The organism is Mesorhizobium sp. CA5 (genome assembly GCF_020165105.1).
Lineage (GTDB): Bacteria > Pseudomonadota > Alphaproteobacteria > Rhizobiales > Rhizobiaceae > Mesorhizobium.
On record NZ_JAIUHJ010000002.1, the window covers coordinates 356026 to 372847 of the forward strand.

General features: G+C 65.5%; 18 protein-coding genes. 10 read left to right on the top strand and 8 right to left on the bottom strand.

From position 1 onward, the window contains the following. The first annotated feature begins 52 nt into the window (after positions 1–52). The 4 genes from LB529_RS04555 to LB529_RS04570 all read left to right on the top strand — a co-directional run bounded on the left by LB529_RS04555 (position 53) and on the right by LB529_RS04570 (position 3805). On the top strand, positions 53–1042 hold the full coding sequence (locus tag LB529_RS04555; RefSeq protein ID WP_224710358.1) for a substrate-binding domain-containing protein: 990 nt from the start codon (positions 53–55) through the stop codon (positions 1040–1042). Between the two features lie 147 nt (positions 1043–1189). After that, positions 1190–2176, top strand: coding sequence for an ABC transporter permease (locus tag LB529_RS04560; protein WP_224710359.1), 987 nt, complete (start codon positions 1190–1192; stop codon positions 2174–2176). Then, positions 2173–2949, top strand: coding sequence for an ATP-binding cassette domain-containing protein (locus LB529_RS04565; protein ID WP_224710360.1), 777 nt, complete (start codon positions 2173–2175; stop codon positions 2947–2949). The genes LB529_RS04560 and LB529_RS04565 overlap by 4 nt, the downstream gene beginning before the upstream one ends. A gap of 1 nt (position 2950) precedes the next feature. Further along, complete coding sequence (locus LB529_RS04570; protein WP_140838949.1) at positions 2951–3805, top strand: sugar phosphate isomerase/epimerase family protein; 855 nt, start codon at positions 2951–2953, stop codon at positions 3803–3805. A gap of 4 nt (positions 3806–3809) precedes the next feature. Here LB529_RS04570 and LB529_RS04575 read toward each other — a convergent pair whose 3' ends face one another. The 8 genes from LB529_RS04575 to pcaQ form a co-directional block, all read right to left on the bottom strand. Beyond that, complete coding sequence (locus tag LB529_RS04575) at positions 3810–5255, bottom strand: aldehyde dehydrogenase (RefSeq protein WP_224710361.1); 1446 nt, start codon at positions 5253–5255, stop codon at positions 3810–3812. Between the two features lie 36 nt (positions 5256–5291). After that, positions 5292–6077, bottom strand: coding sequence for a coniferyl-alcohol dehydrogenase (locus LB529_RS04580; RefSeq protein ID WP_224710409.1), 786 nt, complete (start codon positions 6075–6077; stop codon positions 5292–5294). Between the two features lie 2 nt (positions 6078–6079). Then, complete coding sequence (locus LB529_RS04585; protein WP_224710362.1) at positions 6080–7141, bottom strand: branched-chain amino acid ABC transporter permease; 1062 nt, start codon at positions 7139–7141, stop codon at positions 6080–6082. Further along, positions 7138–8034: a branched-chain amino acid ABC transporter permease gene (locus LB529_RS04590; RefSeq protein WP_224710363.1), complete on the bottom strand. Its 897-nt coding sequence runs from the start codon at positions 8032–8034 to the stop codon at positions 7138–7140. Before LB529_RS04590 ends, LB529_RS04585 begins: the two co-directional genes overlap by 4 nt. After that, a complete protein-coding gene (locus tag LB529_RS04595; RefSeq protein WP_224710364.1) occupies positions 8031–8759 on the bottom strand; it encodes an ABC transporter ATP-binding protein in 729 nt (242 codons plus the stop codon). The genes LB529_RS04590 and LB529_RS04595 overlap by 4 nt, the downstream gene beginning before the upstream one ends. After that, positions 8756–9430, bottom strand: a complete 675-nt coding sequence (locus LB529_RS04600) for an ABC transporter ATP-binding protein (protein WP_224544960.1) — start codon at positions 9428–9430, stop codon at positions 8756–8758. The genes LB529_RS04595 and LB529_RS04600 overlap by 4 nt, the downstream gene beginning before the upstream one ends. 85 nt (positions 9431–9515) lie before the next feature. Beyond that, positions 9516–10832: an ABC transporter substrate-binding protein gene (locus tag LB529_RS04605; RefSeq protein WP_224609892.1), complete on the bottom strand. Its 1317-nt coding sequence runs from the start codon at positions 10830–10832 to the stop codon at positions 9516–9518. 181 nt (positions 10833–11013) lie between these two features. Continuing rightward, entirely contained in the window at positions 11014–11931 is a 918-nt protein-coding gene (pcaQ, locus tag LB529_RS04610; RefSeq protein ID WP_095769789.1) for a pca operon transcription factor PcaQ, read from the bottom strand. A gap of 92 nt (positions 11932–12023) precedes the next feature. On the opposite strand from pcaQ, the gene pcaD reads away from it, so the two are divergent. From pcaD to pobA, 6 genes are read left to right on the top strand one after another with little or no spacing between them, the layout of a single operon-like run. Beyond that, positions 12024–12836, top strand: coding sequence for a 3-oxoadipate enol-lactonase (gene pcaD / locus LB529_RS04615; RefSeq protein ID WP_224710365.1), 813 nt, complete (start codon positions 12024–12026; stop codon positions 12834–12836). After that, positions 12829–13227, top strand: a complete 399-nt coding sequence (gene pcaC, locus LB529_RS04620) for a 4-carboxymuconolactone decarboxylase (RefSeq protein ID WP_140838939.1) — start codon at positions 12829–12831, stop codon at positions 13225–13227. Before pcaD ends, pcaC begins: the two co-directional genes overlap by 8 nt. Next, positions 13220–13972, top strand: coding sequence for a protocatechuate 3,4-dioxygenase subunit beta (pcaH, locus tag LB529_RS04625; RefSeq protein WP_140838937.1), 753 nt, complete (start codon positions 13220–13222; stop codon positions 13970–13972). Before pcaC ends, pcaH begins: the two co-directional genes overlap by 8 nt. Continuing rightward, on the top strand, positions 13972–14586 hold the full coding sequence (pcaG, locus tag LB529_RS04630; protein ID WP_224710366.1) for a protocatechuate 3,4-dioxygenase subunit alpha: 615 nt from the start codon (positions 13972–13974) through the stop codon (positions 14584–14586). Before pcaH ends, pcaG begins: the two co-directional genes overlap by 1 nt. Positions 14587–14597: 11 nt before the next feature. Then, positions 14598–15650, top strand: a complete 1053-nt coding sequence (locus tag LB529_RS04635; RefSeq protein WP_224710367.1) for a 3-carboxy-cis,cis-muconate cycloisomerase — start codon at positions 14598–14600, stop codon at positions 15648–15650. Then, positions 15650–16822 carry a 4-hydroxybenzoate 3-monooxygenase gene (gene pobA / locus LB529_RS04640; RefSeq protein ID WP_224710368.1) on the top strand — a complete coding sequence of 391 codons (1173 nt, stop codon included), beginning with the start codon at positions 15650–15652 and terminating at the stop codon, positions 16820–16822. The genes LB529_RS04635 and pobA overlap by 1 nt, the downstream gene beginning before the upstream one ends.

Genomic DNA, 16822 nt, shown 5'->3' on the forward strand with positions numbered 1-16822 from the left:
ATGCGCCGGCCCTGGCCGTGGCGTCCGGCGCCAAGGATCAACGGAGGATAGAATGATATCGCATTTCCCGAGGATAAATCGATTTACCCTTGCCATCGGCGTCGCGCTTGCGTTTTCCGCCGTCGGCGTTGCCAATGCCGAGGACGGCGAATATGGCGTGCTGATGAAGACACTGGCCAATCCGTTCTGGGGCGCGATGGCGCAGGGTGTCGCGGACGGCGCCAAGGAAGCCGGCGTGAAATATTTCCAGCAGGCGGCCGAGAGCGATCAGGCAGCCGAACCGCAGCTCAACCTTTGCAATACGATGCTCGAACGCAAGCCGGTGGCGATGATCACCGCGGCCATCAACTCGACCAACCTCCTGCCTTGCCTGAAGTCGGCGCAGGATGCCGGGATCAAGATCGTCGACCTCGACAACAATCTCGACCAAGCGGTGCTCGACAAGGAAGGCGTCAAGGTCACCTTCCATATCGGCTCCGACAACATCGCCGCCGGCGCGCAGGGCGCGGAGTATCTCGCCAACAAGCTCGGCAAGGACGCCAAGGGTCCGGTGCTGGTGATCGAAGGTCTGTCCGGCAACATCACCGGCGAGAAGCGTGCCAAGGGTTTTGCCGACAAGCTGAAGGAGCTGGCGCCCGGCCTCGAAATCGTCGCTTCGCTGCCGGGCGACTGGGACCGCGGCAAGGCCGCTTCGATCGCCACCGACACGCTGACGGCGCATCCCGATCTCGTCGCCATCTTCTGCGCGAACGACGGCATGGCGCTTGGTGCAGTGGAATCGGTCTATGCGGCGGGCAAGGGTTCGCAGGTGACGATCATCGGCGTCGACGGCAATGTCGATGCGGTGAAATCGATCAAGGAAGGCCGCCTCAATGCCTCGGTGGCGCAGCTTCCCTATCTGGTCGGCAAGCAGGCGGTCGAGAACGTCAAGAAGGCGCTCGGCGGCGAGAAGGTTCCGGAAAGCATTGCCGTGCCGACTTTGGTGCTGACCAAGGACGTGCTCGACGCCGGCAAGGAACCGATGCTGCAATATGTGAAGTGAGTAGGGATAGGCAGTAGGCAGTAGGCAGTAGGCAGTAGGCAGTAGGGGAGACACGCGGGTTCGCACCGCTCAGATCGCTCTTATATTTCTCTACTGCCTAAGTCCTACTGCCTACTGCCTTACCGCCCTCTCTCAAGGTGCAAAGACATGGCTTCTGAACAGCCCGGCTTCTGGGCTCGGGTGCAGCGAGCATCCGTCGAAAGGCTCCACATCCGGCTGGAGTCGCTGGTGGTGCTTCTGGCGCTGAGCACGGCGATGGCGCTCCTGTCGCCCTATTTCCTGTCGCTCAGCAATTTCCTCAACATCCTGCTTGCGACCTCGACAATCGGCGTGCTGGCGATCGCCGCCACTTTCGTCATCGGTTCGGGCGGGCTCGATCTGTCGCTCGGCTCGGTCATGGGGCTTGCGGGCGTCGCAGGCGCTTTCGTGGCGGTCAATCTCGGCTGGCCGTCGGTCTTCGCCGTCGCCGCCTGCATCCTGGCCGGCGGGATCGCCGGCTACATCAACGGCCAACTGGTCACCCGCGCCTTCGTGCCGGCCTTCATCGTCACACTCGGCATGCTAGGCCTGGCGCGCGGTCTGGCGCTGGTCATCTCGAAGGGCAGGGCGATCTACGGCCTGCCGCCCGAGATCGTCTATATCGGGCAGGGGCGGCCGTTCGGCGTCCCGATGCCGGTGATCATCCTGGTGCTGACGGCCATCGTCGCGCATGCGGTGCTTGCCTATACGCGTTTCGGTCGCCACACGCTAGCGCTGGGAGATAGCGAAGGTGCTGCGCGAGCCGCGGGCATCCGCGTCGAGCATCACCGCCGCATCATCTACACGCTGTCGGGGGCGCTGGCCGGGCTTGCCGGCCTGCTGTTCACCGCCCGCGTCAATGCCGGCGATCCGACCGCCGGCATCAATTACGAGCTCACCGCCATCACGGCGGCGATCATCGGCGGCACCAACCTGTTCGGCGGCCGCGCCTCGATCCTCGGCACCATGATCGGCGCGCTGATCATGGGCGTCTTGCAGAACGGGCTGACGCTGCTTGCCGTCCAATCCTACTACCAGCAGATGGCGATTGGCGCGGTGCTGATCCTCGCGGTCTTCATCGACCAGTATCAGGTGCGGAAGGAGTCGCGCGTATGACCCTGCTTTCGCTGCGCGGCATCCGCAAAAGCTTCGGCGCGGTCGACGTGCTGCATGGCGTCGATCTTTCGGTCGCGGCCGGCGAGGTGGTCGGACTGGTCGGCGACAATGGCGCCGGCAAGTCGACGCTGATGAAGACCATCACCGGCATCTACCGTGCCGACACCGGCTCGATCGAGTTCGATGGCAAGGATATCCTGGCGCTGGACCCCGGTCAGCGGCGGCGCCTCGGCATCGAAATGATTTACCAGGATCTGTCTTTGGCCAAGCAACAGGACGTGGCGTCGAATATCTTCCTCGGACGCGAACCGACGAAAAAGTTGCTCGGCCTGTTCCCCGGCTTCGTCGACAAAAGCGAGATGGATCGCCAAGCGTCGAAAATGATCGAGCGGCTGGGCGCGCATCTGCCGTCGATAAACCGGTCGGTCGGTTCGTTCTCCGGCGGCCAGCAGCAGACGGTGGCGATCGCGCGCGCGCTCACCTTCAATCCGAAGCTCGTCATCATGGACGAACCGACTGCGGCGCTTGCCGTGCGCGAGGTGCAGAGCGTGCTCGATCTCATCCGGCGGCTGAGGTCGGAAGGCATCGCGGTGATCCTGATCTCGCACCGGCTGAACGACGTGCTGTCGGTCACCGACCGCATCGTCGTGCTGCGCCACGGCAGGGCGGACGCCGATCTCGTCACCGCCAGGACCAACATGAACGAAGTCGTCAGCCGCATCGTTGGCGGCGGCGATACGGCCGCAGCGGCGGCGCATGAGCAACGAGGCTGACATGAACACGTTCGGACTGCATACTTTCGCCATCGCACCGGTCTGGGACCTCGCCCGCATCGAGCCGCAGATGGACAGGCTCAAGGAATACGGCATCGGGCTGATGGAGATTCCTTTGCTTCGGCCTGAGGAGATCGACACCAAGCGGACGCGCAGCTTTGCCAATCACTATCGTGTTGAACTGGTCCCCTCGCTGGGCCTGCCGCGCGCGCTCGATGTGGTCGAACGGCCGGACGAGGCGCTGGATTTCCTCGAACCGGCTTTCCGGGTCTGCAACGAGGTCGGCGCGGAAGCGCTCGGCGGCGTCACCTACGGCACGATCGGCAAGACCACCGGCCGCGCGCCGACGCAAAGGGAAATCGACGGTATGTGCCGTTTCCTCGAACGCGCGGCGAAGGCGGCGAAGTCGCGCGGCCTGAAGCTCGGCATCGAGCCCTGCAACCGCTATGAGACGCACCTGATCAACCGCGGCATCGACGCGGCAAAGATCATCGAGCGCATCGGCGCGCCCAACATCTTCATTCATCTCGACACCTACCACATGCATATCGAGGAAGAGAGCTTTGCTTCCGGTTTCGAGGCGGCGGCGCCCTATCTCGGCTATGTGCATGTGTCGGAAGCCAACCGCGGCGTGCCGGGGCGTGGCATGCTGAACTGGGCGGCCTGCATGAAGGCCATCGCCGACATCGGCTATCAGGGCGCGATCACGCTCGAAAGCATGAACCATGTCGATGTCGACATCGCCGGCGGGCTCGCCGTGTGGCGGCCGGTGGCCGAGAATCCGCGCGACGTCATCGAGGTCGGACTGCCGTTCTTGCGCGAGGAGGCGAGGAAGGCCGGGCTGACGCTGGGGTGAACCCTCAGAACGGGTAGTGCTGTCCGGGATCCTCGATCGTCACCCAGCGCAGGTCGGTGAATTCGGCGATCGAGGCCTTGCCCCCGAAACGGCCATAGCCCGAGCCCTTGACGCCGCCGAAAGGCATCTGCGCCTCGTCGCCGACGGTCGGGCCGTTGATGTGGCAGATGCCGGCCTGGATGCGCGCGGCTATCGCCATGGCGCGGCGGATGTCGCGGCTGAAGACGGCCGACGACAGGCCGTATTCGGTGTCGTTGGCGACGCGCACCGCTTCGTCCTCGCCTTTCACGCGAATGACCGGCTTCACCGGACCGAAGGACTCTTCCGAATAGACGCGCATGGCGGGCGTCACGTGGTCGAGGAGCGTCGCTTCCACCACCGTTCCTGTCCGCTTGCCGCCGGCCGCGAGCGTTGCACTCTTCGCGGTCGCGTCGGCAATCAGCTCCTCCATCTTATCCGCCGCCTGGCTGCTGATCAGCGAGCCGAGCACGACATGACCGCGCGGGTCGCCGGCCGGCAGTTGCGAGGCACGCGCGGCAAGCTTGGCGACGAACTCGTCGGCGATCTTCTCATCGACGATCAGCCGCTCGGTCGACATGCAGATCTGACCCTGATGCATGAAGGCGCCGAAAGTCGCGGCATTCACTGCAGCGTCGATGTCGGCGTCATCCAGCACGACCAGTGGCGCCTTGCCGCCGAGCTCGAGCAGCGCCGGCTTGAGGTGCCGCCCCGAGAGCTCGGCGATGATGCGGCCGACCTTGGTCGAGCCGGTGAAATTGACGCGCTTCACCGCCGGATGCGCGATCAGCGCCTCGACGATTGCCGCCGCGTCCTTCGGGTCGTTGGTGACGACATTGACGACGCCCTTTGGCAGGCCGGCCTCGACCAGCACCTGACCGATCAGGCGATGCGTGCCGGGGCATAGTTCGGACGCCTTCAGCACCACCGTGTTGCCGCAGGCGAGCGGCATTGCGAGTGCGCGCGTGCCGAGGATGACCGGCGCGTTCCACGGCGCGATGCCGAGGCACACACCAGCCGGCTGGCGGATCGCCATGGCGAGCGTGCCCGGCTTGTCGGATGGAATAACCTCGCCGGAAATCTGCGTGGTCATCGCCGCCGCCTCGCGCAGCATGTTGGACGCCAGCATGACGTTGAAGCCCGCCCAGGGTCCGGTGGCGCCGGTCTCTTCCATCATCAGCTTGGTGAATTCCCCGACCTTCGAGGCCATGACGTCGGCCGCCTTCAGAAGCAGCATCCGGCGCTCGCCAGGTCCGGTCTTCGACCAGGCGTCGAAGGCTGCCGCCGCCGCATCTGCCGCGGCGTTGGCGTCGGCAATGCTTGCGGCGGCGGCGCGCGTCGCGAGCTTGCCGGTGAAGGGGTCCAGGCGCTCGTAAGAGGCTTTGCCGGTCGCCGCCCTTTCGTCGCCGTCAATCAGAAGTCCGATGTCCATGGGTTTCTCCCTCGCTTTCGCTGGAGCGTTGCAAAATTAGAAGCCAAGCACTTCCGCGTTGATCGACGCTTCGAGGCCGCCGTCGACCGGCACGTTGGCGCCGTTGATCCAGCGCGCGCCGTCGGAGCACAGGAACAGCACGACGGGCGCGATGTCGCCCGATGTGCCGGCGCGGCCGACGCGCGCGATATCGCTGTCGACCTTGGCGTCACCGAGGACCGAGCGGAACTGTTTCAGGATCGGCGTCTCGACCGGACCGGGGCTGACCGCGTTGACGCGGATGCCGCGGCTCTTGAACAGGTCCTGATGCGCCGCGCGGAAGGTCCACAGGAGCAAAAGCTCCTTCGAGACCGGATAGCCTTCCTCGTTCTTGACCGCGTGGTCGGCGATCACTCTGGCGACATCGGGAAAGCCCTCGACGCCAACCATCGAGGCGGCTCGGTTGAGATTGGCGCGCCAGCCGAAGCCGGCGATGGAGGCGACATTGACGATGGCGCCGCCCTCGCGAAGCCTTGGCGCCATCGCTTCCGAGAGCGCGCGCAGGCCGTAGAAATTGACGGCGAGCGTCGGCGCCGCGCCCATATTGCCGGAAAGGCCGGCGACGTTGCAGAGCGCATCGATGCGCTGCGGCAACCGCGCCACGAGGTCGTCGACGCCGGCTTTGGACGAGATGTCGGACTTGACGAAGACGCCCTGATGTCCGGCCGGCTCGCGCAGGTCGACGCCGATGACGTCGGCGCCTAGTTGGCCCGCGAGTTCCGCCGTGCGGGTGCCGATGCCCGAGGCGACGCCGGTGATGAGGATCGTCTTGCCGAACAGCATGCTCATGCCTTCTCGCTGTGTGCCGCAGTGGGTGCTGGTGAAATGGCCTCGCCGGTCGGATCCGCCACGCTGGCGGGAAGCCTGACGCGGTAGCCGACCGACAGCAGGCGCCAACCAAAGCGCTCTTCGAGCGTGCCCCAGAGGCCACGCGGCAAGAGCAGCGAGAAGACCAGTGCCGCGGCGCCGAGCCCAATCAGGTACCAGACGCCGGTGCCGCCGAACCAGGTCTCGATGAGGAAGAAGAGCAGCGCGCCGAGGATGGCGCCCTCGAAGGTGCCGATACCGCCGACCAGCACCATGAAGATCATGTAAGCGGTCCACTGCACGTTGAAATAGGTCTTCGGCTGGAAGGTGATCGCGGTGGCCAGCCACAGCGCGCCGGCGACGCCGATGCCGAAGGCGGCGAGCATGAAGAGCAGCCGCTTGGTACCGGTGACGCGCACGCCGACGGAGGCCGCCGCATCCTCATTGTCGCGGATGGCGCGAATGGCGGCGCCGGTGCTGCCGCGCAGCAGGCTGAACAGGATCGCGAGCAGGGCGGTCATCGACGCCAACGCCAGCCAGTAGATGGTCAGCCGGCGTGTCGACGCGTCGTAGACGTTGAGCGAGATCAGCGACGTGCCGGTCTCGCCCTGGATCAGCCGGTCGAGATTGACGAGCAGGTGGGTGAGCGCTGCGATCACCCACATGCCGATGGCGAACTCGCCGTTCCTCAAGCGTAGCATGAACAACGAGATCGGCCAGGACACGGCGCCGACAATGACCGCCGAAACGAAGAGCGAGACAAACGGATTGAGCCCGGCATTGGCGAGGCGGATGGCGAAGTAGGCGCCAAGGCCGAAGAACACCTGCTGGCCGACCGAGACCAGCCCGCCGAAACCGGCCAGCGCATTCCACATGGCGGCGAGGATCACATAGATGAACAAAGCGGTCATGCGATCGACCGCGCCGGCGGACAGGAATTGCGGCGCGACGGCGAGCAGCAGAATGATGGTCAAAACGCCGATGCCGGCGCTGCGCGAAGCGGCCGTGCCACGCTCGATGACCGGGGAGGCGGCGTTCATGAGGCTTTCCGCGTGGAGAGGCGCAGCAAGCTGTGCAGGCCGAGGCCGGAAGTGTAGAGCCGGATGAACAGCACGATCAGGAAAGCGACGTGGCCGCCGATGAGGAAACCTTGCGGATGGATCCTGGCGCCGAGCGTCTGGGCGAGCGCCAGCACGATGCCGCCGATCAGCGTTCCCCAGAGCGAGCCGGCGCCGCCGATGACGGCGGCTTCGAAGGCGAACAGCAGTTGCGTTGCGCCGGCATAGGGATCGAAGGTGGCGCGCATGCCGAGGAAGGCGCCGGCGAGACCGAGCGTGACCATGGCGATTGCCGCGGCTATTGCCATGGAGCGGCGCGCGTCGACACCGACGATGCCGGCGGTATCAGGGTCTTCCGAGGTCGCGCGGATCGAGCGGCCTAACCCGGTGCGGGTGAGGAACAGTTGTAGTCCACCAAGCAGGACGACGGCGGTGATGAAGATGATCACCGCGAGCTTGCCGACATAGAGGCTGCCCGGCCATTCCCAGGAATCGTAGGACAGGCTGCCGATGAAGGGCGCCAGCGAGCGCGTGTCGGCGCCGAACTGTTCGAACAGCACATTGTCGATGACGATGGCGAGGCCGAAGGTTGTGAGGATCGGCAGCAGCGCGCCGCCGCGCGCGCTGCGCTCGAGCAGGAAGTGCTGCAGGGCCCAGCCAATCGCGGCCATCAGCGGCAGCACGACGAGCAGGCCCAGAAATGGCGAGATGTGGAAGCGCGAGGCGAGCAGCCACAGCGCGAAGGCCGACAGCACGGCGAGGCTGCCATGCGCCAGGTTGATGATGCGCATCACCGAGAACATGAAGGAGAGGCCGCAGGCGATCAGCGCGTAATAGCCGCCGAGCAGGACGCCCTGGACGATCTGGTTCATCATGCCGGCACGCCTCCGGCGCCCTTCCGGTGCAGGCCGAAATAGGCCTTGGTCACCTCGTCGCGCGACACGCTCTTGCTGTCGCCGGCAAGGACGATCCGGCCCTCCAGCATGCAGATCACCTTGTCGGAGACGGAGAGCGCGCGGTTGAGGTCCTGCTCGACCAGGATGATCGTCGTGCCGGAGCCGATCAGCCCCTGCAGAGAGGCATAGACGCGGTCGACGACCAGCGGCGACAGGCCGAGCGAGACCTCGTCGAGCAGGAGCAGGTCGGGATTGCTCATCAGCGCACGGCCGAGTGCGGTCGCCTGCTGCTCGCCGCCGGAAAGATGCCCGGCCTTGGCATGGCGGCGCGGCTTCAAGTTGGGGAAGGTGTCGAGCACGCGTTCGACGCTCCAGTCGCCGGGGCGGCCGGCAGTGCGGCCGAGCAGAAGGTTTTCCTCGACCGTCATCTGCACGAACAGCCGCCGCCCTTCGGGAACCAGGGCGATGCCCTTGCGGACGCGTTCATGCGAAGGCACACCGGAGAGATCGTCGCCGTCGAAGACCACACGGCCCGAGGCCGCCTGGTGCGCGCCGGCGATTGCACGCAGCAGCGTCGTCTTGCCCGCGCCGTTGGCGCCGACCAGCGCCAGCGTCTCGCCACGCTCGAGGCTGAAGCTGATGCCGCGCACCGCCTGCAGCAGGCCGTGGCGGACAACGAGATCCTCGGCCGACAGCAGGCTCATTTCGGGCCTCCGCCGAGATAGGCGCTGATCACCTGCGGGTCGGCCATCACCGCCTGCGGCTCGCCGTCAGCGATAATCTTGCCGGCGTCCATGCAGATCAGCCGTTCGGCCACTTGCAAAAGCACGTGGACGATGTGCTCGATCCAGACGATGCCTATCCTGCGGCGGCGCAATTCGCGGATGGTCTCGACGAGCTCGCCCGCCTCGCCGTCGGTCAGGCCGCCGCCGATCTCGTCGAGCAGAAGCAGCGTCGGTTTCGCGGCGAGCGCGCGGGCGAGCTCCAGCCGCTTGCGGTCGAGCAGGCCGAGCGTTTCGGCGCGGCGGTTGGCTATGCTGAGCATGCCGCAGAGCTTCAGCGAGCCGAGCGCTTCCTCATAAGCCTCGTCGCGGCCGAGTCCGGCGCCGTGCGAGGCGGCGACGAAGACATTCTCGAAGACGGTCATGCCGCCGAAGGGTTTCGGCACCTGATGGGTGCGCACCAGGCCCAGCCGGCAGCGCTGCGTGGCCGGCAGCGTGGTCACGTCATCGCCCTTGAAGGCGATGGTTCCGGCGCTCGGCGGATAGGCACCGGAAAGCACGCTGAGCAGCGTCGTCTTGCCGGCGCCGTTCGGGCCGACGATGCCGACCGCTTCCTCGGCGCCCATGGCGAAGTCGATGTCGTCGAGCACCACAAGCGCGCCGAAGCGCTTGTGGATGCCGGCGGCGCTGAGAACGGCACCGTTGGGCGTCGCGTTCACGATGCGGTCCCCGACTTAATCAGCCGTTGTAAGGCTGGAGCTTGGCCCCAACCGGCACGTTCGGGTCGGTGGCGTTCTCGGTCACGACATAGTCGAGCGGGAATTTCGAGCCTTCCTTGGCGGCGACCCATTGCGTGCCGATGATCGGGCCGGGGGACACGTTCGCGACGGGGCCGCTGGTGAAGTCGACCTTGCCGATCATGGTCTCGGTCTTCAACACGCTCAGTGCCTTGGCGACCGCCGCCTTGTCCTTGGCGTTGGAACTCGCCTTCAGGGCTTCGAAGCCGGCGTCGAGCAGCGACATCGAGGCGCCGAGCTGCTGTGTCCACTGCTTGCCGCTCGCCGTCTCGTAACCGTCGGCAAGCTCGGTGCCGGAGACGCCGGTCAGCGGCGACTTGTAGGGGAAGGCTTTGTGCCAATAGGCGGCGCTCGAGATCTTCATGCCGAGATCGCCGAGCGCCTCGATGTCGGAGGGGAACAGGCCGGTCTTGGCGACCTGGGCGATCTTGATCTGCCGGGTCAGCCCCTGCTGCGCGGCCTGGCGCCAGAAGGCGGCGAAGTCCGGCGGGATCGGGAAGGAATTGAAGATCTCGACGCCTTCTTGCTTGAACAGCGCGATCTGCGAGGAATAGTCGGTTGTGCCGGTCTCATAGGCGCCGGGATCGACGATCGTAAAACCCTGCTTGGCCAGGAGCGGCGCGAGGTTGGCGCGAATGGCGTTGCCGTCGGCGTCGTTCGGATACATGACGCCGACCTTCTTGTTGGTCTCGATCAGGTTCCACTGCGAAATATAGGTCTTGAAGAATTCGCCGACGCCGAAGCCGAAATGATAGGTCCATTTGAAAGGCGAGGGCGCGCCCGGCTTGGCGCCGCGGCCGAAATACCACGCCTCCCACGGCATGACGGTGGAGAGGCACGGCACGCCGGCCGCCTCGCAGGCATCGGCGACCGGGTTGATCACCTCGGGCGTGGAAACGGCCAGCATCAGGTCGATGGCCTGGTTGTTGATCAGGTCTTTTGCCAACTGGCCGGCGCGCGACGGATCCGACTGGGTGTCCTGGTCGAGGATCTCGACGCTGTATTTCTTGCCGCCGAGCTCGATGCCGTTGGCCAGGGCCTTGCGGGCGAGGTCCAGCACATAGCCGTCGGTTTCGCCGAAGCCGGCGAGCGGGCCGGTGCGCGGGCTGACGAAGCCGACCTTGAGCGTGTCGGCGGCCTGCGCGAAAGCCTTGCCGCGGCCGAACGCAAGTGCTGCGCCACCGGCCATCGATGTAGCAATGAACTGGCGTCGTGAAATGCCCGATATGGCGGGCTTGCTGCCGATATTATGAGACATCTGCTCCTCCCTCAGTCGCCGTTCGACACGACGGCAAACGGGTCTTCCGCTTGCGGCCGGACGGCACGGCTTTCGATCCTCCGGAGATCACATTGCACTAGCGGTTTGGTTCGGTAAAATGATATTTTACGGTGTTTTATTAACCGCTGGGTTAGCGAAATTCGAACTGCTAGCTCGATCGTCAGGCGTGGTGCCGCGCGGCTTCGCGGATCGTCTGCAACAGGATGGTGAAGGCGGGCGAGGGCGCGGTGTCTGTGCGCATGGTCAAACCCACCGGCCCTTTGGTCTCCTCCGTATCCACCGGCAGTGCGACGAAAGCGCCGCTGGCGATCTCATTGGCAACGACGCCGGCCGAGATGATCCACACAGCATTGCTCTGGCGCATGAAGGAACGGCCGAAGGAATCAGAAACGGTTTCGATCTCCGTGGCGGGCGCGGTCATGCCGTTGGTGATGAAGAGCCGGTCGACGAAGGGGCGTATGACGGATTCCCGCGTCGGCATCAGGACGGGGAAGTCGTCGAGCCGCGCGAAGATGTCTGCCCCGGGTTCCGACAGGGGATGCCCGGCCCGCACCACGAACAGCACCTGCTCGGAATAGAGATGTTCGAAGAAGAAGCCGGTCATGTGCTCCGGCGCCGCGAGCCGGCCGACGACGAGGTCGAGCGCGCCGACGCGCAACTGTTCGAGCAGCACGGCGTTCTCGCCGGTGACGATCTTGAGCGCGGCGCCGGTGTTTTCCTCGAGGAACAGGTTCATGGCGAGCGGCATCACGCGCGCCGACACCGTCGGCAGCGCGCCGATGCGGATCGGGTCGCGATGGAGAGCGCCGTCCTGGCGCACGGAATCGACGCCGCGCTTCAGCGCCGAGATCGCCGAGCCGGCATGGCCGAGGAAGATCTCGCCGAGACGCGTGACCCGGATGCCGCGCCCGTCGCGCTCGACCACGGCGACGCCGAGCGCTTCTTCCAGCTCACGCAAGGTCTTGGTCACGGCCGGCGCACTGACATGCAGGAAGTCGGCCGCGCGCGCCACGCTGCCTTGCCGAGCGACTTCGAGAAAGGCCTGCAGATGGCGGAAGCGGATCCGGCTTTCGGCCATGGTTCGATAACCTCAGAGTTAATGAAACGCCGCAAAATATCATTTTACCGAACCAAACCGCTGGTGCAATGTGGCTTTGGAGGATCGAAATCGTGCCATTCGTCAGCATAGGCGGCGTGACGCTGCATCACCGCTACATCGAGGCGACGGGCACGTCGCGTCCGATCATATTCATCAATTCGCTGGGCACCGATTTTCGGATCTGGGACGACGTCGTCGCGAAACTGAGGAGCGAAATGCCGATGCTCGTCTACGACAAGCGCGGCCATGGGCTGTCGGATATCGGCGGCGGCGTACGCTCGATCGACGACCATGTCGACGATCTCGCCGCCCTCATCGACCATTTCGGTTTCGACAAGGTCGTGCTCTTCGGCCTGTCCGTCGGCGGCATGATTGCGCAGCGGCTCTATACCCGCCACCCCAAATGTGTAGAGGCTCTGATCCTCAGCGACACGGCGCACAAGATCGGCACCGCCGAAAGCTGGAACACGCGCATCGCGACTATCGAGCGTGACGGCATCGAGGCGATCGCCGAAGGCATCATGAAAGTGTGGTTCACGCCGCAATTCCATGCCAAGCGTGCGGCGGACCTGGCCGGCTGCTGCAACATGCTGACCAGGCAGGCTTTGTCTGGCTACATCGGCACCTGCATGGCGGTGCGCGATGCCGATTTCACCGACAGCGCGCGGCGCATCGCGGTGCCGACGCTCTGCATCGTCGGCGATCAGGACGGCTCGACGCCACCCGATCTTGTTCGCTCGCTGGCGGATCTGATCCCAGGCGCCCGCTTCGAAATGATCCGCGATGCCGCGCACATCCCATGCATCGAGCAGCCCGACGCGCTCGTCACCTTGATCCGCGATTTCGCCGCCTCATTGCCTGAGGAAACGTCTGCCCATGGATGATGTCACGAAGAACCGCTACCGGACGGGTCTCGAGGTCCGCCGCTCCGTGCTTGGCGATCCCCACGTCGACCGTGCCGAGGATGCCGCGACCGATTTCGACCGGCCGTTCCAGCAGTTGATCACCGAGGCCGCCTGGGGAACGGTATGGGCGCGGCCGGGCTGGTCGAAGCGCGAGCGTTCGATCGTGACGCTGGCCCTGCTTGCAGCACTTGGCCATGACGACGAGGTGGCCATGCATGTGCGCGCCACCGCCAATACAGGCGCCACGCGGGATGACATCTGCGAGGCCTTCCTGCACGTCGCCGTCTATGCCGGCGTGCCGGCAGCCAACCGCGCCTTCAAGATTGCCAAGGAGGTGTTCGCGCAGATGGACGGAGCCGCCCATGGCTGAGCGAGGCTCGAACCGTTCACCCGAGACCGGCGCCTTCTTCCAGCGCGACCGCCAGTGGCATCCGGCCGCCTTCACGCCGAACTACAAGAGCTCGGTGCTGCGCTCGCCGCAACGGGCATTGGTGGCATTCGACAACACGCTGTCGGAACTGACCGGACCGGTCTTCGGGCACGCGATGCTCGGCGAGCTCGACAACGACCTGATCCACAATTTCGCCCGGCCTGGCGAGAGCGCCCTCGGCGAGCGCATCATCGTCCATGGACGCGTGCTCGACGAGCGGGGCAAGGGCGTGCCTGGCGTGCTGCTCGAATTCTGGCAGGCCAATGCCGGCGGCCGCTACCGTCACAAGAAGGACGCCTATCTCGCCCCCCTTGATCCGAATTTCGGCGGCTGCGGCCGCACGATCACCGGCGAAGACGGCAGCTACGCCTTTCGCACGGTCAGGCCCGGGCCCTATCCGTGGCCGAATGGGCCGAACGACTGGCGGCCGGCGCATATCCATTTTTCCGTGTTCGGCCATGGCTTCGCGCAGCGGCTGATCACACAGATGTATTTCGAGGGCGATCCGCTGATCTGGCGCTGCCCGATCGTCGGCGGCATTTCCAACAGGGAAGCTATCGAGGCGCTGATCGCCGCGCTCGACATGCAGTCGACCATCCCGATGGATGCGCTCGCCTACAAGTTCGACATCGTGCTGCGCGGGCGCCGCTCGACGCTGTTCGAGAACAGACCGGAGGGCAATTGATGGCACAGTCGCTCGACCGGTTGAAGGAGAGCCCTTCGCAGACCGCCGGACCCTATGTGCATATCGGGCTGACGCCCAATTTCTGCGGCATTGGCGGCATCTATGCGAGCGACCTCGGCTCATCGATGATCAACGACCAAACCAAGGGCGAGCGCATCGAGTTGCGCATTCGCGTGCTCGACGGCACCGGCACGCCGCTCAAGGATGCGCTGATCGAGATCTGGCAGGCGGACGCCAACGGGCTCTACAATTCGCCGTCGGAATTGCGCGGCGCCGCCGATCCGAATTTCCCTGGATGGGGCCGGCAGCCGACCGACATGGAAACGGGCGTCTGCCTGTTCCGGACAATCAAGCCGGGCCGCGTGCCGTTTCGCGACGGCCGGCTGATGGCGCCGCACATCACGCTGTGGATCGTGGCGCGCGGCATCAATGTCGGCCTGCACACCAGGCTCTATTTTTCCGACGAGGAAAAGGCCAATGCCGAGGACCCAATCCTCGCCCGCATCGAGCATCGCCTGCGTGTGCCGACGCTGATCGCCGAGCGCCGGGGCGATACTTACGTCTTCGACATCCACCTGCAGGGCGAAAAGGAGACGGTCTTCTTCGACAGCTGACCGGGGCCGCCATGACCGTTTCGCCCTTCGATCACCCGCTGCTTTCCGGCCTGCTCGGCGACGAAGAGGCGGCCAGACATTTTTCCGTCGAAGCCGACATCGCTGCGATGCTCAGCTTCGAGCGGGCGCTGGCCGAGGCGGAAGCCGGGTGCGGCGCGATAACCAGCGATGCGGCGGCGGCGATCTCGAAGGCGCTGGCGGCGTTCCGGCCGGATACGGCGAAGCTGCGCGCCGGCGTCGCCGCCGACGGCGTCGTGATGCCGGAACTGGTGCGACAGATCAAGGCTGCTGTTGGCGTGCCGCACGATGCATTCGTTCATTTCGGCGCCACCAGCCAGGATGTGATCGATACATCGCTGGTGCTGCGCCTGAGCGGGGCGGTCGAGCATGTCGGCCTGCTGCTCAGCGAGAACGTCGTGCGGCTCGCCGGACTCGAACAGGATTTCGAGGGCAGGGCGATGATGGCGGTGACGCGAATGCAGCCGGCGATACCGATCGTCGTGACCGACCGGATCGCTTCCTGGCGAGCACCGCTCCAGCGTCACCAGGAACGGTTGAAGGAGCTCTCCGGCCGACTGCTTGTCGTGCAGTTCGGCGGCGCCGCCGGCACGCTGGAAAAGCTCGGCGACAAGGCCGCCGCAGTGCGCGCCGCGCTTGCCGCGAAGCTTGGCCTCGCTGACGCGCCGCAATGGCACAATCAGCGCGACGCGCTCGCCGAGTTCGCCGGCTGGCTGTCGCTGGTGACCGGCAGCCTCGGCAAGTTCGGGAAGGACGTTGCGCTGATGGCGCAGGCGGGCACCGACATCAAGCTGTCCGGCGGCGGCGGTTCATCTACCATGCCGCACAAGCAGAATCCCGTGAAGGCGGAAGCCCTGGTGTCCCTCGCCCGCTTCAATGCCGTCCAACTTTCCGGCATGCACCAGGCGCTGGTGCATGAGCAGGAGCGCTCGGGTTCGGCCTGGACGCTGGAATGGCTCATCCTGCCGCAAATGGTCATGGCGACGGCGGCCGCGCTCAGGCTTGCAGCCGAGTTGGCCGGACAGATCGAGAGCCTCGGTCATTGATGCGCACGCAAGTCGCCATCATTGGCTCGGGGCCGTCCGGGCTGCTGCTCGGCCAATTGCTTGCCACGATTGGCGTCGAGACGATCATCCTCGAGCGGTCGAGCCGCGAGCATGTGCTTGGCCGGGTGCGCGCGGGCGTGCTCGAACAGGGCACGGTGGACCTGCTCGGCGAAGCGGGCGCGGCGGAGAGGCTCTATGAACAGGGCCTGCCGCATGAAGGCATTTCGCTCGCCTTCGACGGCCGCGCGCACCGCATCGACATGACCGCGCTCACCAGCGGCAAGCATGTAACCATCTATGGCCAGACCGAGGTGACGCTCGATCTGATGCAGAAGCGCGAAGCGGCGGGCCTTCCGACCGTCTTCGAAACGTCGAATGTCGCGCCGCACGATTTCGGCGGCGCGTCGCCCTTCGTCACCTACGAGAAGGACGGCGTCACGCACCGCATCGATTGCGACTTCATCGCCGGCTGCGACGGCTATCACGGCGTCAGCCGCAGGTCAGTGCCGGAAAACGCCTTGAAGACGTTCGAGCGACACTATCCGTTCGGCTGGCTGGGCGTGCTGGCCGAGGTGCCGCCGGCCGACCATGAGCTGGTCTATGCCAATCACGAGCGCGGCTTCGCGCTCTGCTCGATGCGCTCACCGCAGCGCAGCCGCTACTATGTGCAGGTTCCCGCCGAGGAGCGCGTCGAGGCCTGGTCGGACGACCGCTTCTGGGACGAGTTGCGCCGCCGCCTGCCGGTGCAGATAGCAGCTGCCGTGACGACCGGGCCGTCCTTCGAGAAGTCGATCGCGCCGCTGCGCTCCTTCGTCGCCGAGCCGATGCGCTTCGGAAGGTTGTTCCTGGTCGGTGACGCCGCCCACATCGTGCCACCGACCGGCGCGAAGGGCCTCAACCTTGCAGCCAGCGACGTGCGCTATCTCTTTGCCGGTCTTCGCGAATTCTACCGTGAGAGATCGCAAGCCGGGCTCGACGCCTATTCAGCCAAGGCGCTGTCGCGGGTGTGGAAAGCGGTGCGCTTTTCCTGGTGGATGACGACGATGCTGCACCGCTTTCCCGAGACCGGTGAATTCGGCCAACGCATCCAGGAAGCCGAACTCGATTACCTCGTGCATTCCAAGGCCGCTTCCACGGCGCTGGCCGAAAACTACGTCGGTCTGCCTTATTGA

Bases quoted from the DNA above. Each gene is read 5' to 3' on its own strand.
- LB529_RS04555 (WP_224710358.1), top strand. From the start codon at position 53: ATGATATCGCATTTCCCGAGGATAAATCGATTTACCCTTGCCATCGGC.
- LB529_RS04560 (WP_224710359.1), top strand. From the start codon at position 1,190: ATGGCTTCTGAACAGCCCGGCTTCTGGGCTCGGGTGCAGCGAGCATCC.
- LB529_RS04565 (WP_224710360.1), top strand. From the start codon at position 2,173: ATGACCCTGCTTTCGCTGCGCGGCATCCGCAAAAGCTTCGGCGCGGTC.
- LB529_RS04570 (WP_140838949.1), top strand. From the start codon at position 2,951: ATGAACACGTTCGGACTGCATACTTTCGCCATCGCACCGGTCTGGGAC.
- LB529_RS04575 (WP_224710361.1), bottom strand. From the start codon at position 5,255: ATGGACATCGGACTTCTGATTGACGGCGACGAAAGGGCGGCGACCGGC.
- LB529_RS04580 (WP_224710409.1), bottom strand. From the start codon at position 6,077: ATGCTGTTCGGCAAGACGATCCTCATCACCGGCGTCGCCTCGGGCATC.
- LB529_RS04585 (WP_224710362.1), bottom strand. From the start codon at position 7,141: ATGAACGCCGCCTCCCCGGTCATCGAGCGTGGCACGGCCGCTTCGCGC.
- LB529_RS04590 (WP_224710363.1), bottom strand. From the start codon at position 8,034: ATGATGAACCAGATCGTCCAGGGCGTCCTGCTCGGCGGCTATTACGCG.
- LB529_RS04595 (WP_224710364.1), bottom strand. From the start codon at position 8,759: ATGAGCCTGCTGTCGGCCGAGGATCTCGTTGTCCGCCACGGCCTGCTG.
- LB529_RS04605 (WP_224609892.1), bottom strand. From the start codon at position 10,832: ATGTCTCATAATATCGGCAGCAAGCCCGCCATATCGGGCATTTCACGA.
- pcaQ (WP_095769789.1), bottom strand. From the start codon at position 11,931: ATGGCCGAAAGCCGGATCCGCTTCCGCCATCTGCAGGCCTTTCTCGAA.
- pcaC (WP_140838939.1), top strand. From the start codon at position 12,829: ATGGATGATGTCACGAAGAACCGCTACCGGACGGGTCTCGAGGTCCGC.
- pcaH (WP_140838937.1), top strand. From the start codon at position 13,220: ATGGCTGAGCGAGGCTCGAACCGTTCACCCGAGACCGGCGCCTTCTTC.
- pcaG (WP_224710366.1), top strand. From the start codon at position 13,972: ATGGCACAGTCGCTCGACCGGTTGAAGGAGAGCCCTTCGCAGACCGCC.
- LB529_RS04635 (WP_224710367.1), top strand. From the start codon at position 14,598: ATGACCGTTTCGCCCTTCGATCACCCGCTGCTTTCCGGCCTGCTCGGC.
- pobA (WP_224710368.1), top strand. From the start codon at position 15,650: ATGCGCACGCAAGTCGCCATCATTGGCTCGGGGCCGTCCGGGCTGCTG.